Below are 14,886 nucleotides of genomic sequence, written 5' to 3'. Positions count from 1 at the left end.
CATCTTACCCCGGCTGTACCCCGTGTCGTCCCCCGGCGGGGCCGGCCGAGGCGCCCGTCCGCGGGTCCCCGCGGCTCGCGCGCGATGCGGCCTGATCCGGGGTCAGCCGTCGGCGCCGAGGTGGCCGGGCAGCTCGTGCCCCATGCGGTCGCGCTTGGTGTCGAGGTAGCCCTCGTTGAAGGCCCCGACCCCGACGACGAGCGGCACGAGCTCGGTCACGTCGATGCCGTGCTCGCCGAGCTGGCGACGCTTCTCGGGGTTGTTGCTGAGCAGGCGCACGCGGGTCAGTCCGAGGTCGCGCAGCACGTCGGCGGCCGCCCCGTAGTCACGGGCGTCGGCGGGCAGGCCGAGGGCGAGGTTGGCGTCGAGCGTGTCGAGGCCGTCCTCTTGCAGGCGGTAGGCGCGCAGCTTGTTGACCAGGCCGATGCCGCGGCCCTCGTGCCCGCGCAGGTAGACCACGACGCCGCCGTGGTCGCGGATGGTGTCGAGCGCGGCGTCCAGCTGCGGGCCGCACTCGCACTTGAGCGAGCCGAACGCCTCACCGGTCAGGCACTCGGAGTGCACGCGGACCAGGGCGCCGTCCGCCGGGGGGAGGCCGGTCGGGTCGCTCGCGATGACCGCCACGTGGTCGGCGCCGGTGACGGTGTCGCGGTAGGCGCGCATGCGGAACGTGCCGTGGCGGGTGGGGACCGTGGTCTCGACCTCGAACGACACCTGGGACGATGCGGCGGGGATGGTGGTCATGCGTGCCTCCTGGAGGTGTCGCGGGCGACGACCACCAGGTCGTCGCCGAGGGTGTGCGCGTCGGTGACGCGCAGACGTCGTTGCCGGTCGATGTGGTCGACGCCGAGGTCGTCGAGGGCCGTGCGCGGCCCGCCGAGCAGGGTCGGGGCGAGGTAGACGAGGTAGTCGTCGACGAGTCCGAGGCGGACGAAGGCGCTCGCGACCGTCGGCCCGCCCTCGACGAACAGGCTGCGAACGCCGCGGCGGCCCAGGTCGTCGAGCACGGCCTCGAGGTCGCGCGTGCCGGTCTCGACGAGACCCCGCGGGTGCCGGCGGAGGGCGGCGTCGGCCGGGACGGCTCGCGTGCCGACGACGACGGGCAGGGGCTGCTCGGCCATCAGCTCGCCGGCGTCGTCCCGGGCGGTCAGGCCGGGGTCGTCGGCGAGCACCGTGCCCGTCCCGACGAGGATCGCGTCGTGGGCCGCACGCTGCTCGTGGACGTGCCGGCGGGCTGCCGTGCCGGTGATCCACCGGCTGCTGCCGTCGGTCGCCGCCACTCGTCCGTCGAGGCTGGACGCCCACTTCACCGTCACGAAGGGGCGACCCGTCCGTGCCCTGACCAGCCAACGCCGCGCCATCTCTTCTGCCTCGTCGGCGAGCACGCCGCCGATCACGTCCACGCCCGCCCGGCGCAGCCGCTCGGCACCGCCGCCGGACGACGCGCCGGGGTCGGCGACGGCGTGGACGACGCGCGCGACGCCTGCCTCGATCAGCGCGACGCTGCACGGGCCGGTGCGTCCGACGTGGTCGCAGGGCTCGAGCGAGACGACGGCCGTGAGGCCTCGGGCGTCACCCGGGGCCAGGTGGGACAGGGCGTCGACCTCGGCGTGCGGCGTGCCCGCGCCGCGGTGCCACCCCTCGGCCGCCGTGCTGCCGTCGGGGCGCAGCAGGACGCACCCCACCTGCGGGTTCACGCCGCGTGCCGGCCCACGGCGCGCGAGGGCGACGGCTCGACGCATGGTGCGCTCGAGCAGGTCGCGATCGATCGCGTCGGTGCTCACGGGGCCTCCGGGAGGGAACGGTCGCGCGCGAGGGCGTGCGGTGAGGGGGACGGTCGCCGGGCGCCTTCGACGGCGCCGGTGACGGAGTCAACGCCACCCGTGCCGCGGTATTCCGCCGGCCGGTCCGCCTCGGCAGCCGGGCCGACCAGGGCGGGCCAGCCCGGTCGGGTCGATCGCTCGTCGCCCGGCCGGAGGCGGGCCTTCCAGCAGAGGGGATGACCACCGTCGCGGCCGGGGTGCAAGCCAGGGCCGACCCCCTGGTACGTGAAGCCGACGTGGCGAGCCACGGCGGCCGAGGCGTCGTTGCCGACGTAGCCCTCCCAGAAGAGCTCTCGCAGCCCACCGCCTTCGAAGGCCCAGTCGGCCACCAGGCCGAGGGCCTCGGTCATGAGGCCCTGCCCTCGCGAGGCCGGTGCCGTCCAGAAGCCGACGTCCGACGATCGCAGGCGCACGCTGATGACGCCCTCGAGCAGACCCGACCCCGGACGGCGAAGGCCCCAGGTGAACTCGCGCCCGGTGGCCCAGCCGTCGTCGACGATGCGGCTCAGGAAGAACTCGGCGTCCGACCGGTCGTACGGCACGGGCACCGTGGTGAACCGGCGGAGGGTCTCGTCGCGGCAGGCCTCGACGATGGCAGGCACGTCGGCCGCGCTCGGCACCAGCAACTCGAGGGTCGGCGACGCGAGCACGAACGGCAGCACGGTCAGGCCTTGCGGACGAAGCCGATGCGGTCGTACACGGTGTCGATCGTGACCTGCGCGATCTCGTTCGCCCGGTCGGCGTTGACCGCGAGGATGCGGTCGAGCTCGGCCGGGTCGTCGAGGAGTTCGAGGGCCCGGGCACGGACGGGGGCGAAGGTCTCGACGACGGCCTCGGCCGTGTCTTTCTTGAGGTCGCCGTAGCCCCGACCGGCGTAGCGCTCTTCGAGGTCGGCCACGCTGTCGCCCGAGAACGACGACAGGATGGTGAGCAGGTTCGAGACGCCGGCCTTGGCGCCGCGGTCGAAGCGGATCTCGCGTTCGGCGTCGGTCACGGCCGACTTGATCTTCTTGGCGGTGCGGCTCGGTTCGTCGAGCATCCACACGACGCCCGAGTCGGTCGTCGCCGACTTGCTCATCTTCGACTCGGGGGACTGGAGGTCGTAGATGCGCGCCGATTCTTTCTGGATCGTCGCCTCGGGCACGACGAACGTCTCGCCGAAGCGTGAGTTGAACCGGGTGGCGAGGTCACGGGTCAGCTCGACGTGCTGTCGCTGGTCGTCGCCGACCGGCACCGTCTCGGCCTGGTAGAGCAGGATGTCGGCGGCCATCAACGTGGGGTAGGCGAAGAGGCCGAGCGAGGCCGCGTCGGACCCCTGCTTGGCCGCTTTGTCTTTGAACTGCGTCATGCGGCTGGCCTCGCCGAAGCCGGTCAGCGTGTTGAGCACCCAGGCCAGCTGGGTGTGGGCCGGCACATGCGACTGGATGAACAGGGTGGACTTCGACGGGTCGATGCCCGCCGCGATGTACTGCGCGGCCGTCCCGCGGATCTGTGCGCGGAGCGCCGCGGGGTCTTGCGGGACGGTGATGGCGTGCAGGTCGACGACGCAGAAGAGGGCGTCGTGCGTCGTCTGGAGGGACTTCCATTGCTGGAGCGCACCGATGTAGTTACCGACGTGGAGGGAGTCGGCGGACGGCTGCATTCCGGAGAAGAGGCGGGGCTTGGTCATGTGGTCCTCGGTGGGGCGGTGCGAGACAGGTGGTGCGAGACGGGTGGTGCGAGACGCTGGTGCGAGACGGGAGGCGGCGGCGCGGCGCCGGTCAGAGGCGGTAGTCGACCACGACCGGTGCGTGGTCGGACCACCGCTGGTCGTAGGCGGCGGCACGGTCGACGACGTAGTGCTCGACGGTGTCGGCGAGCGACGGGGTCGCCAGCTGGTAGTCGATGCGCCAGCCGCTGTCGTTGTCGAAGGCCTGACCCCGCCAGGACCACCACGAGTACGGCCCCTCGACCTCGCCCGCGAACCGTCGGCCCACGTCGACCCAGCCGAGGCCCTCGCCGCCGGTGCCGTCGACCGTCTCGACCTGCTCGCCCGCCGGCCCGAGGAACCGGTCGAAGTACGACCGCTCGCGGGGCAGGAAGCCGGCACGCTTGACGTTGCCCTTCCAGTTCTTGATGTCGAGCTGGCGGTGCCCGACGTTGAGGTCGCCGGTGACCACCGAGAGCTCGTTGTGCGCCGCGAGCTCGGGCAGGCGCGCCGACATGGCGTCGAGGAACTTCCACTTCTCGTCTTGCTTGGGGGTGTCGACCTCGCCCGAGTGGACGTACGTGCTGACCACGGTCACGACGGTGCCGCCGATCTCGTAGTCGGCCTCGAGCCAGCGACCGGCGCTGTCGAAGTCGTCGGGGCCGAGCTCGACCCGGTGCACGTGGACCGCGCCCCGGCTGGCGATGGCGACGCCGGCCCGGCCCTTGGCGGTCGCGGGGTCGTGCACGACGTTCCACTCGGGGCCGAGCAGCCCCTCGAGGTCGTCCGTCGACGCGCGCACCTCTTGCAGCGTGAGGATGTCGACGTCGCGCGCCGAGAGCCAGTCGCCCATGCCCTTGCGGAACGCGGCGCGGACGCCGTTGACGTTGACGGTGGCGAGGCGGAGGCGCGTGGACATGGGCTCCAGACTAGCGGCGGGCACCGTCGCCGGGGCCGACCGAGGGGCCGGTGGGCGGGACGTCGGGCGGGTCACCCGGGCGGACGGCCCGCCGCGACCGCGCGAGCAGGCCGCGGGCCCCGGCGACGAGACGGCCCCGACGCGACCGGGTCCGCGCCTCCTCGGCCAGGCGGTCCTCTTCGAGGCGGCGCAGGCGTTCGGCCTCTTGATGCGGGTCGGCGTGCACGCCGAGGTCGTCCATGCCGACGGCGATCCAGCCGGCGCTGAGCAGCAGCACCTGGCAGAGCAGGTTGATCACGATCAGCAGTCCGACGATCGCCGCGAACGAGGCCAACAGGGGGTTCGAACCCGTGGCGCGCAGCACGACGCCGCCGACGAGCGTCAGAGAGACGAAGCCGGCCGCCCCGATGACCGCCCCCGAGAGGAGGCGCCGGAAGGGGATGTGCAGCCCGGCCAGCACCCGGAAGAGCACGGCGAGCACCGCGGTCTCGAAGACGAAGACGAGCAGCACCCCGACCACGCGCTGGGTCGTCTCGCCGAGGATCGACCGGACCGGGACGCCGGCGCCGGCCAGCAGACCAGAGACCGCCGAGGTGCTCAGCAGCGAGAGCGTCGCCGAGACCACGACGGCGGCTCCGAAACAGAGCGCCAGCCCGAGGTCGCGCACGATCAGCCGACCGAGCGGCGTGACCGGCTGGGGGGCCCGGAACACGATGCGCACGCAGTCGCGCATGCTGCCCAGCAACGTGATCGACGACACGAGCAGGCCGACGAGGGCCACGGCGCCGGTCCAGCCGAACACCGACGCGTCGAGCAGGAGTTCGGGGTCGACGACGCCCGTGCCGTCGGCGTCCTGGATCAGGCCGGGGACGGCCGACCGGATGAAGACGATCAGCTCGTCGCGCAGCAGTTCGTCCCCCGAGACGACGAAGCCCGCCACCGAGAAGCCCACCCAGAGCGCTGCGAAGAGGGCGAAGAGGGCCTGGTAGGTCAGGCCCGCCGCCAGCAGCGGCCCCTTCGACGTCACGTGCCGGGCCAGCACCCGGGTCGGTCGCGACCCGGCGACGCGCGACCCGGCCTGCCGGGCGCGCCCGGACGGGCCGACGGCCGAGGAGGCGCGGGCCGGCTCGGCCGGGTCGGGCGTCGGTTCTCGGGTCCACGGCGCGCGCATGGGTCCAGGGTACGGGGGCGCGAGCCCCGGTCCGGGTGTCGGGATCGAGGCCGCGGCCACCCCCGGTGGTGCGCACCGGCCGGACGCCCGGGCGTTCCGTCTACGATGGACCGACCGTGAGCGTGCCCGGCGTCCTGCCGCACGTCTCCACCATCGAGACTCGAAGAGGTTCACCGTGGCACTACAGGGCGTTGGCGTCGGACGTGGGGTGGCCGTCGGCCCCGTCAAGAAGATGCCCGATCCGCTGCCCGAGCCGGGCACCGCGCCCCGGACGACCGACGCCGCCCTCGAGTACGACGGCGTGCTCAAGGCCCTGTCGGCCGTCGCGGCCGACCTCACCGCGCGCGGCGAGAAGGCCGGTGGCGAGGCGAAGGACGTCCTCGACGCGCAGTCGCTGATGGCCCAGGACCCCACGCTCACCGACGACGTGAAGGCCCGCATCGACGACGGCCGCACCGGTGAGCGCGCCGTCCACGAGGCGTTCGCCGCCTTCCAGGACCTCTTGATCGGCATGGGCGGCTACATGGCCGAGCGGGCGACCGACCTCGGCGACGTCGCCCAGCGCGTCATCGCCTCGCTGCGCGGCGTGCCGGCCCCCGGCGTGCCCGAGAGCGACACCCCGTTCGTCCTCGTCGCCCCCGACCTCGCGCCGGCCGACACCGCCCTGCTCGACCTCGACAAGGTGCTCGCCCTCGTCACCCGTGACGGCGGTCCCACCTCGCACACGGCCATCCTCGCCCGGTCGAAGTCGATCCCCGCGATCGTCGGCGTGACCGGAGCCCTCGACCTCGCCGACGGCACGGTCGTCGTCGCGGACGCGGCGAGCGGCGTCGTCACGGTCGACCCGTCGCCCGACGAGGTCGCCGAGGCGGAGAAGCGCATCGCCGACCGTGCGGCCGCCGCCGCGGCGCCCCTGACCGAGGGTGCCCTCGCCGACGGCCACGCCGTCCCGCTGCTCGCGAACCTGGGCGCACCGGCCGAGGCCGCGGGCGCGATCGAGCTCGGTGCCGAGGGCGTCGGCCTGTTCCGCACCGAGTTCCTCTTCCTCGGCAACTCGAGCGCCCCGACCGTCGAGAGCCAGACCAGCAGCTACACCGCCCTGCTCGAGGCGTTCCCCGGCAAGAAGGTCGTCGTGCGGGCCCTCGACGCGGGCGCCGACAAGCCGCTCAGCTTCTTGAACGACGCCCACGAGGAGAACCCCGCCCTCGGCTTGCGCGGCCTGCGGGCGCTCCGGGTCAAAGAAGACATCCTGCGCGACCAGTTGACCGCCCTGGCGGCGGCGCAGGCCGCGACGACCGCCGACCTCTGGGTCATGGCTCCCATGGTCAGCGACGCCGAAGAGACCGAGTACTTCGTCACGCTCGGCCGCGAGCTCGGGCTGAAGACCGTCGGCGTGATGGCCGAGGTGCCCTCGCTCGCCGTGCTCGCCGACCAGATCTTCGCCACGGCCGACTTCGTCAGCGTCGGCACGAACGACCTCACCCAGTACACGATGGCGGCCGACCGCATGCTGGGCTCGGTGGCGTCGTACCAGGACCCGTGGCACCCGGCCGTGCTGCGCCTGGTCAAGTCGCTGGGCGACGCCGGAGCCGAGGCGGGCAAGCCCGTGGGCATCTGCGGTGAGGCCGCGGCGGATCCGCTGCTGGCCGTCGTGCTGGTCGGCCTCGGGGCGACGACCCTCTCGATGACGCCGGCCGCGCTGGCCGACGTCCGGCTCGAGCTGTCGCGCTACACGCTCGAGCAGGCACGCGAACTGGCGACCGCAGCCGTCGCGGCGACCACCGCGGCCGGGGCACGAGCGGCCGCCGAGGCCGTCACCGTCTGAGTCCGGGCGGCCCCGCCGAGGGGCCGCCTCGATCCGCTCGCGGGCCGATCAGCGGGTGCTGATCAGCGGGCGCCGATCTCCGCTCGTCGCTCGTCCAGGTGGTCGGCGAGGTCGCCCCAGGCCACGACCGCGTCGCGGATCGCGGCGGCCGCGTCGTCGTCGAGCACCGACACGAGGCCGCGCGGATCGTCGACCAGCACGAGCGCGCTCGACCGCGACAACACGGCGTACGACGACGACCGGTCGCCGACCGGTGCGTTCGTCCCTCGCAGCTCGAGGTGCAGCCGACCCGACGACCGTGTCAGGCGCGCCCGCACCGGGTCGCCGTCCGACGCGAAGAACTCGGCCAGCGCCTCCCGGTCGTCCGAGAGGACGTCGCGCTCCCAGCCGGTCTCTGCGAGCCGGGAGTCGGCGCCGGCGACGGACTGCCAGAGCACGACGGACCGCTCGGTCGGCGAGGCTCCGGGGCGGAGGCCGAACCGCGCCTCCAGGTTGTCGGCGACGGCGGCCGCGACCGCGGCACGGTCCACCGACGGTGGCGGGTCGAGCCTCTCGACGACCACCGAGACGACGGCGTCCAACTCTCGAGGCCAGGTCGAGACCCGCGTCTCGTCGAGCAGGCGGTCGTGCTCGCCCGAGGTGAGGGCTTTCTCCACGAGCTCGTCGAGTCGGGCCAGGGCACGCCCCATGTCGCGCTCGGCGGACGGCCGGACGGGCGGCCGCGTGCGGAGGGCGGCGCCGAAGGCACGACGGCGTTCTCGCTGGTCGTCGGGCCGCTCACCGTTGCGGTACGGACGCCGCCTCACGAGATCGGCCGGGCGACGACCGCGGAGGGCCGTCGGTCGAGACGTCGGACGTCGTCCATGGCATGCCTCTCGGGGTCGGTGGCGATGACGATGACCCAGCCTAGGCCGCCCGGGCTGTGCCGGGCCGCGCACGTCCGAGTCCGCCGTGCATCCGGTCACCGCGGCCCCCCACGGAGCAGACTCGACGGGTGGGCACCCCTATCCGACACCCGTTGGTCGACGCGATCTCGTCGCGAGCGGTCCGTGTCGACAGCAGGGCCCGCGTCGTCCGACTCAGCCGTCCGCTGGCGGACCTCCTCGGTCGGCCCGCGTCGGGGCGCCGGGTGGTGCTCGTCACCAGCGAGCGGTCACGGCTCACCGTCGGCCTCCGGGCCGCCCTGGTCGCCGCCGGGGGAGTCTGGGCTGTCCACGACGACGCCGACCGGCTCCGCGACGGGCTCACGGGCGTGCCCTACGACGACGTCGACGCGGCGGCCGCCGAGCTCGACGCGTCCGCCGTCGACGCGCCCGCGGCCGAGCGGCTGCCGGTCATCGCGGACGCCGTCGACACCACCTGCCAGCTGAGCGTCGACCTCACCGTGCTGCACCGTGCCTCGCACGACACGAGCCTGGGAGGCGCGCTCGAGACCCTGGCGGCCGCCGCCTCGGGCTCCTTCCCTACCCGGTGGGGAGCGACCGAGCCCCTCGTCCACGCCTGGGACCGCTGGGTCCTCACCCAGCACGCGCGCCACGAGGCCCCCGAGACGGTCCGGGTCGTGGTCGAGGGCCCGCACCTGTCGGCGACCGTCACCGCCCGGGTCACCGACCACGGCATCGAAGAGACCACGGCCGTGACGGTCGACGTGACCGACGGGTCGCTCGACGAGGCGATCGCACGGCTGACCGACGCCCTCGCCGAGATCGCCCGCTCGTCGCTGCCCACCTTCGCGCTGGTCATCGCGCGCGAGGGCGAGTCCGACCGGTGCGTCCGCGCCGTCACGTACCCACCGCCCAACCCGGTCGCCCTCTTGATCGGGGCCCCGTCGGTGCGACGCCTCGGCCTCGAGCGGTCGACGTTGGACGCCGAACGCCCCGTCGTGGTCGTCGGGCGTCCGCGACTGCCGGCGTTCGTCGTCCCCCTGGGCGACGCGGGCACCTCCGGCTGGAACGCCCTGCACCGCACCCTCGAGGCTGTCGGCCCCGAGCGGCTCGCACAACTCGTCGCCAGCCCGTTGCTGCAGGCGTGGGAAGAAGACCTGCACGAACTCGACCTGCTGCACGAGAGCACTCTCGAGGGCGACGGGCCCTCCGAGGACGAGGCCTGATGCCCCGCGACATCACCATCTTGAGCCCGCACGTCTACGACCAGCTCGACCTCGTCAGCGCGGCCCGTGCCGTCGACGACTCGCTTGGCGTCCGAGAGATCGACGGTGGCGACGCCCTCCAGGTCTTCGCGGCGGGTGGCGTTCCCCTTCTGACGGTGTACCAGGCGGCCGAGCTGACCGACGCGGGCGAGATCGACCGACTGCTGCCGGACCCGCCGACGGTGCGCCTCCCGGTCTTCTGGATCGACGCCGTCGCCCCGCTGGGCGACGCGGGCGAGGCCGGCGTCTCGGTCGCCCTGCGACTGGCCCTGGCCCTCGAGGCCGCCTGCATCGTCGAGGACGACTGACCGGTCGAGGGCGACGTCGAGGACGACGGACGAGGGCCCGACCACCAGGTGGTCGGGCCCTCGTTCGTGATCGGCAGGGTGGGGTCAGGCGCGTCCGCGCAGCACGGCCTGCTTGACCTCGGCGATGGCCTGGGTCACCTGGATGCCACGAGGGCACGCCTCCGTGCAGTTGAAGGTGGTGCGGCAGCGCCAGACGCCCTCTTTGTCGTTGAGGATGTCGAGGCGCACCTGGGCCCCCTCGTCACGCGAGTCGAAGATGAAGCGGTGGGCGTTGACGATCGCCGCGGGACCGAAGTACTGGCCGTCGGTCCAGAAGACCGGGCAGCTCGAGGTGCACGCGGCGCACAGGATGCACTTGGTCGTGTCGTCGAAGCGCTCACGCTGGGTGGCGCTCTGCAGGCGCTCCTTCTCGGGCTTCGACGAGGCCATCAGGAACGGCTGGATCTCGCGGTACGACTGGAAGAAGGGCTCCATGTCGACGACGAGGTCCTTCTCGAGGGGCAGACCCTTGATGGCCTCGACGTAGATCGGCTGCGAGATGTCGAGGTCCTTGATGAGGGTCTTGCAGGCCAGGCGGTTGCGGCCGTTGATGCGCATGGCGTCGGAACCGCAGACGCCGTGGGCGCACGAGCGGCGGAAGGTCAACGAACCGTCCTGCTCCCACTTGATCTGGTGCAGCGCGTCGAGGACACGGTCGGTCGGCAGCACCTGGACGTCGAAGTCCTGCCAGCGGGGCTCGTCGTCGACCTCGGGGTCGAAGCGCCGGATGATGAGGGTGGCCGTGAACGTGGGGACGGCGTCGGAGCCCTGGGGCTTGTTCTCGAGGACAGCGGTGCTCATGTCAGTACTTCCGTTCCATCGGCTGGTAGTTCGTGATCACGACGGGCTTGGTATCGAGGCGGATGTGGTCGCCCGCCAGGGAGGAGTGCGCGTCGCCGGTCAGGTACGCCATCGTGTGGACGAGCCAGTTCTCGTCGTCGCGCGTGGGGTAGTCCTCGCGGAAGTGCCCGCCGCGGCTCTCTTGGCGTGACCTCGCCGAGTAGACGACGACCTCGGCCAGGTCGAGCAGGAATCCCAGCTCGATCGCCTCGAGCAGGTCGGTGTTGAACCGCTTGCCCTTGTCTTGCACCGAGATGTTCTTGAACCGCTCGCGCAGGTCGGCGATCACGTGGGTGACCTCGTCGAGGGTCTCTTCGGTGCGGAACACCTGGGCGTTGCGGTCCATGCTGTCTTGCAACTCCTTGCGGAGCGTCGCGATGCGCTCGGTGCCGGTCGCGGCGCGGACGTCCTCGACCAGCCCGCGGACGAAGGCGGCGGGGTCGTCGGGCAGCGGCACGAAGGGGGCGTCCTTGACGAACTCGACCGCGTTGTTGCCGGCACGCTTGCCGAAGACGTTGATGTCGAGCAGCGAGTTCGTGCCGAGGCGGTTGGACCCGTGCACGCTGACGCAGGCGCACTCGCCGGCGGCGTAGAGGCCCGGCACGACCGTGGTGTTGTCGCGGAGCACCTCGGCCTTGACGTTCGTCGGGATGCCGCCCATGGCGTAGTGCGCCGTGGGCAGCACGGGCACGGGCTCGGTGTAGGGCTCGACGCCGAGGTAGGTGCGGGCGAACTCGGTGATGTCGGGCAGCTTGGCGTCGATGACCGCCGGGTCGAGGTGCGTGATGTCGAGGTAGACGTAGTCCTTGTGCGGACCGGCCCCCCGGCCCTCTCGGATCTCGGTCGCCATGCAGCGGGCGACGATGTCACGCGGCGCGAGGTCTTTGATGGTGGGGGCGTAGCGCTCCATGAAGCGTTCGCCTTCGCTGTTGCGGAGGATGGCGCCCTCGCCGCGGGCCGCCTCGCTCAGCAGGATGCCGAGCCCGGCCAGGCCGGTCGGGTGGAACTGGAAGAACTCCATGTCTTCGAGGGGCAGGCCCTTGCGCCAGATGATGCCCACGCCGTCGCCCGTGAGGGTGTGGGCGTTCGACGTCGTCTTGTAGATCTTGCCGAACCCACCGGTGGCGAAGATGACGGCCTTGCCCTGGAACACGTGCAGGTCGCCGGTCGACAGCTCGTAGGCGATGACGCCGGCGGGGCGCTCCTCACCGTCGATCTCGCCCATGATCAGGTCGAGGACGTAGAACTCGTTGAAGAAGTTGATGCCGTGCTTGACGCAGTTCTGGTACAGCGTCTGCAGGATCATGTGACCGGTGCGGTCGGCCGCGTAGCAGGCCCGTCGGACGGGGTTCTTGCCGTGCTCGGCCGTGTGCCCGCCGAAGCGTCGCTGGTCGATCTTGCCCTCGGGCGTGCGGTTGAAGGGCAGGCCCATGTTCTCGAGGTCGAGGACGGCGTCGATGGCCTCCTTCGCCAGGATCTCGGCCGCGTCCTGGTCGACGAGGTAGTCGCCGCCCTTGACGGTGTCGAAGGTGTGCCACTCCCAGTTGTCGTCCTCGACGTTCGCGAGGGCCGCCGCCATGCCGCCCTGGGCGGCGCCGGTGTGCGAACGCGTCGGGTAGAGCTTCGAGATGACCGCCGTGCTGGCGTTCGGGCCGGCCTCGATGGCCGCTCGCATGCCGGCACCCCCGGCCCCGACGATCACGATGTCGTGCTGGTGGTAGTGGACGCCGTCGACGACGGTGCTGGCGGAGGCGGGGGAGGGTGTGGTCACGGTTCTTTCCGGTGGGGGACGTGCGGCCGGTGGCCGGAGCGGGCGGTGGGCCGGGTGGTCAGCCGGCGGTGCAGAACGACGGCAGCAGGTCGGCCGGGGCGTTCGCGGGGCACGGGTCGAAGGTGTAGATCACGAGCGTGCCGAGCACGAGCAGGACGGCCGTCGACACGAGCAAGGTGACGAGCAGCACCTTGCGGACCGTGGGCTTCGAGACGTAGTCGTTCACGATGGTGCGCATGCCGTTGGTGCCGTGGATCAGTGCGAGCCAGAGCAGCAGCGTGTCGTACACCTGCCAGAAGGGGCTGGCCCACTTGCCGGCGACGAAGGCGAAGTCGATGGCCTTGACGCCACCCTCGCTCGCGAGCAGGTTGATGAAGAGGTGGCCGAACACGAGCACGACGAGCAGCAGTCCGCTGGCGCGCATGTAGATCCAGCCCCACTTCTCGTAGTTGGTGGAGCGCTGGGCCGTGCGGGCCGAGCGCGGGGCTTCGACGGTCTGGGTGGTCATGGCTCTACTCCGAGAAGACGTTCATCAGGTGACGCGGCGCGAAGCCGGCGAACAGGACCACGGCGAGGCCGATGACGACCCAGAACATCACGCGCTGGTACTTGGTGCCCGGGCCCCAGAAGTCGATCAGGATGATGCGCAGGCCGTTCAGGGCGTGGAACAGGATCGCCGCCACGAGGCCGGTCTCGCCGAGCCCCATGATCGGGTTCTTGTAGGTGCCGATCACCGCGTTGTACGCCTCGGGGCTGATGCGCACGAGGGCGGTGTCGAGGATGTGCACGAGCAGGAAGAAGTAGATGCTCACGCCGGTGATGCGGTGCAGCACCCACGACCACATGCCCTCACGGCCCCGGTACAGGGTGCCCGCGATCTTCCCGGGCGCCTTGGGCGCGCTGATCTTCGGTGCACCCGGTCTGCCTGCCGGTGATGCGACCGTTCCCGTCGACTGCTCGGCCATGAGCACTTCTCCTCGCGGATGGGGCGGATGCGCTCTCACTCGGTCGGTACGAGGGACAGCCGTGTCCGCTGGTGGCGTTCTCAGAACCCGTCCAGTCTACGTTCCCGCCGCGACGAGCCGCGGCCCCGCCCCGCCGAAGTCGTTCGACGTCGAGACAAGACGGGCCCACGGGATCAACGGACGGAGGCGCGCTCGGCCCCGTCGCGGACGCTCGCCGTCGCGCGTCGGTAGTGCTCGACCAGCTCGTCGCCGAGGGCCTCCCACGTGCGTCCGACGACCGCGCGCCTCCCGGCCTCGCCGAACCGGGCCCGCAGCTCGTCCGATTCGACCAGCGTGCGCACGCCGCGCCTCAGCGAGTGGTCGTGGCGCGGGTCGAAGAAGAACCCGTCGACGCCGTGGCGCACCAGGTCGAGGGGTCCGCCGGCGGCAGGGGCCAGGACGGGCAGCCCGCTGGCGTGGGCCTCCTGCACGGTCTGACCGAAGGTCTCGGTCGACCCGGTGTGCACGAAGACGTCGAGCGCCGCGTACGCGTCGGCGAGCTGATCACCGTGCAGGGGGCCCGTGAAGACCGGGTCGAGGTGTCGCAGGCGGCGGCGGAGGGAGGGCAGCGACGGCCCGCCGCCCACGACGACGAGCCGTGCGCCGCGCAGCGGGCGCAGGGCGGCGAGCCGCTCGACCTGTTTCTCGGGAGCCAGGCGGCCCACGTAGCCCACGAGCACCTGGTCGGGTGCCCCCCACGAGCCGCGAAGCGACCGGACGGCGTCGCTGGACTTCCGGTTCGGGTGGAACAGGGCCGAGTCGACCCCGCGACCCCACGTCTCGAGTCGACGGACGCCCGCCGTCTCGAGGTCACGCAGGGAGGCGCGCGAGGGGACGAGCGTCGTCGTCGCCTGGTCGTGGATGCGGCGCACGAGCCGCCAGGCGACGGCCGAGCCGAGCCCGAGGCCGTTCGTGCCCGCGTACCGGGCGACGTCGGTCTGGAACACGGCCACCGAGGGCACGCCGAGGCGGGCGGCGGCGGCGATGGCCTGGGCCCCGAGCAGGAACGGCGAGGCGACGTGGACCACGTCCGGCCGGAAGCCGGCGATGGCGGCGGCGACCTGGGGGTTCGGCAGTCCCACGGGGAACTGACGGTAGGCCACCGAGGGCACCCGGTGCACCGGGAAGCCCGCGTAGCTCGTCGTGCCTCGTCCGGCCGGCGCGATGACGAGGGCCTCGTGCCCTCGTCGGGCCAGGTGGTCGAGCACGCGCAACACGCTGGTGGTGACCCCGTTGACGGTGGGCAGGAAGCTCTCGGTCACGATCACGACTCGCATCGGTCCTCCTCGGACTGCTCGTGGTGCGAGCCTCACCGGCGACGGTGGCGGGAGGGGATCGGCGGCATGGAGG

Annotated in this window: 14 protein-coding genes and 1 pseudogene; 3 read left to right on the top strand and 12 right to left on the bottom strand. The window is 72.3% G+C overall.

Annotated elements, in window-relative coordinates; genetic code table 11:
- Positions 1–102: 102 nt before the first annotated feature.
- From ribA to ASG05_RS04160, 6 genes and pseudogenes are all read right to left on the bottom strand, one after another.
- A pseudogene (gene ribA, locus ASG05_RS04185) lies at positions 103–741 on the bottom strand (GTP cyclohydrolase II); the annotation flags it as partial.
- A complete protein-coding gene (gene ribD, locus ASG05_RS04180; protein WP_082486450.1) occupies positions 741–1,742 on the bottom strand; it encodes a bifunctional diaminohydroxyphosphoribosylaminopyrimidine deaminase/5-amino-6-(5-phosphoribosylamino)uracil reductase RibD in 1,002 nt (333 codons plus the stop codon). The gene ribD and the pseudogene ribA, both read right to left, overlap by 1 nt.
- A gap of 38 nt (positions 1,743–1,780) precedes the next feature.
- Positions 1,781–2,485 carry a GNAT family N-acetyltransferase gene (locus tag ASG05_RS16540; RefSeq protein WP_056257621.1) on the bottom strand — a complete coding sequence of 235 codons (705 nt, stop codon included), beginning with the start codon at positions 2,483–2,485 and terminating at the stop codon, positions 1,781–1,783.
- A gap of 2 nt (positions 2,486–2,487) precedes the next feature.
- Complete coding sequence (gene trpS / locus ASG05_RS04170) at positions 2,488–3,492, bottom strand: tryptophan--tRNA ligase (RefSeq protein ID WP_056257618.1); 1,005 nt, start codon at positions 3,490–3,492, stop codon at positions 2,488–2,490.
- A 91-nt stretch (positions 3,493–3,583) separates the two neighbouring features.
- Positions 3,584–4,429, bottom strand: a complete 846-nt coding sequence (locus ASG05_RS04165) for an exodeoxyribonuclease III (protein ID WP_056257614.1) — start codon at positions 4,427–4,429, stop codon at positions 3,584–3,586.
- Between the two features lie 10 nt (positions 4,430–4,439).
- Positions 4,440–5,600, bottom strand: coding sequence for a YihY/virulence factor BrkB family protein (locus tag ASG05_RS04160; RefSeq protein ID WP_056257611.1), 1,161 nt, complete (start codon positions 5,598–5,600; stop codon positions 4,440–4,442).
- 175 nt (positions 5,601–5,775) lie between these two features.
- On the opposite strand from ASG05_RS04160, the gene ptsP reads away from it, so the two are divergent.
- A complete protein-coding gene (ptsP, locus tag ASG05_RS04155) occupies positions 5,776–7,425 on the top strand; it encodes a phosphoenolpyruvate--protein phosphotransferase (protein WP_255354539.1) in 1,650 nt (549 codons plus the stop codon).
- 62 nt (positions 7,426–7,487) lie between these two features.
- Here the strand turns inward: ptsP and ASG05_RS04150 are convergent, their stop codons facing one another.
- On the bottom strand, positions 7,488–8,231 hold the full coding sequence (locus ASG05_RS04150; RefSeq protein ID WP_056257610.1) for a hypothetical protein: 744 nt from the start codon (positions 8,229–8,231) through the stop codon (positions 7,488–7,490).
- A gap of 188 nt (positions 8,232–8,419) precedes the next feature.
- Here ASG05_RS04150 and ASG05_RS04145 point away from each other — a divergent pair, with 188 nt between their 5' ends.
- Both ASG05_RS04145 and ASG05_RS04140 read left to right on the top strand, forming a co-directional pair.
- Complete coding sequence (locus tag ASG05_RS04145) at positions 8,420–9,535, top strand: DUF6177 family protein (RefSeq protein WP_157490043.1); 1,116 nt, start codon at positions 8,420–8,422, stop codon at positions 9,533–9,535.
- A complete protein-coding gene (locus ASG05_RS04140) occupies positions 9,535–9,882 on the top strand; it encodes a hypothetical protein (protein WP_056257604.1) in 348 nt (115 codons plus the stop codon). The genes ASG05_RS04145 and ASG05_RS04140 overlap by 1 nt, the downstream gene beginning before the upstream one ends.
- An 84-nt stretch (positions 9,883–9,966) precedes the next feature.
- On the opposite strand, the gene ASG05_RS04135 is transcribed toward ASG05_RS04140, so the two are convergent.
- From ASG05_RS04135 to ASG05_RS04115, 5 genes are all read right to left on the bottom strand, one after another.
- Positions 9,967–10,722, bottom strand: a complete 756-nt coding sequence (locus ASG05_RS04135) for a succinate dehydrogenase iron-sulfur subunit (RefSeq protein ID WP_043594421.1) — start codon at positions 10,720–10,722, stop codon at positions 9,967–9,969.
- 1 nt (position 10,723) lies between these two features.
- Positions 10,724–12,532, bottom strand: coding sequence for a succinate dehydrogenase flavoprotein subunit (gene sdhA, locus ASG05_RS04130; protein ID WP_056257602.1), 1,809 nt, complete (start codon positions 12,530–12,532; stop codon positions 10,724–10,726).
- A gap of 58 nt (positions 12,533–12,590) precedes the next feature.
- A complete protein-coding gene (gene sdhD / locus ASG05_RS04125; protein WP_056257598.1) occupies positions 12,591–13,040 on the bottom strand; it encodes a succinate dehydrogenase, hydrophobic membrane anchor protein in 450 nt (149 codons plus the stop codon).
- Between the two features lie 4 nt (positions 13,041–13,044).
- Positions 13,045–13,497 carry a succinate dehydrogenase, cytochrome b556 subunit gene (gene sdhC, locus ASG05_RS04120; RefSeq protein WP_082486448.1) on the bottom strand — a complete coding sequence of 151 codons (453 nt, stop codon included), beginning with the start codon at positions 13,495–13,497 and terminating at the stop codon, positions 13,045–13,047.
- Between the two features lie 173 nt (positions 13,498–13,670).
- Positions 13,671–14,813 (bottom strand): glycosyltransferase family 1 protein, encoded by a 1,143-nt coding sequence (locus ASG05_RS04115; protein WP_056257597.1) that lies wholly within the window; start codon positions 14,811–14,813, stop codon positions 13,671–13,673.
- Between the last annotated feature and the right edge of the window lie 73 nt (positions 14,814–14,886).

This window comes from Frigoribacterium sp. Leaf186 (assembly GCF_001423905.1).
Classification (GTDB): domain Bacteria; phylum Actinomycetota; class Actinomycetes; order Actinomycetales; family Microbacteriaceae; genus Frigoribacterium.
The sequence above is the reverse complement of the archived record's forward strand: the minus strand, read 5'-3'. Positions and strand labels throughout refer to the sequence as shown.

Coding starts and splice junctions, on each gene's coding strand:
- sdhC (WP_082486448.1), bottom strand. CDS start 13,497: ATGGCCGAGCAGTCGACGGGAACGGTCGCATCACCGGCAGGCAGACCG.
- sdhD (WP_056257598.1), bottom strand. CDS start 13,040: ATGACCACCCAGACCGTCGAAGCCCCGCGCTCGGCCCGCACGGCCCAG.
- ASG05_RS04140 (WP_056257604.1), top strand. CDS start 9,535: ATGCCCCGCGACATCACCATCTTGAGCCCGCACGTCTACGACCAGCTC.
- ribD (WP_082486450.1), bottom strand. CDS start 1,742: ATGCGTCGAGCCGTCGCCCTCGCGCGCCGTGGGCCGGCACGCGGCGTG.
- ASG05_RS04135 (WP_043594421.1), bottom strand. CDS start 10,722: ATGAGCACCGCTGTCCTCGAGAACAAGCCCCAGGGCTCCGACGCCGTC.
- ASG05_RS04160 (WP_056257611.1), bottom strand. CDS start 5,600: ATGCGCGCGCCGTGGACCCGAGAACCGACGCCCGACCCGGCCGAGCCG.
- trpS (WP_056257618.1), bottom strand. CDS start 3,492: ATGACCAAGCCCCGCCTCTTCTCCGGAATGCAGCCGTCCGCCGACTCC.
- ASG05_RS04165 (WP_056257614.1), bottom strand. CDS start 4,429: ATGTCCACGCGCCTCCGCCTCGCCACCGTCAACGTCAACGGCGTCCGC.
- ASG05_RS04115 (WP_056257597.1), bottom strand. CDS start 14,813: ATGCGAGTCGTGATCGTGACCGAGAGCTTCCTGCCCACCGTCAACGGG.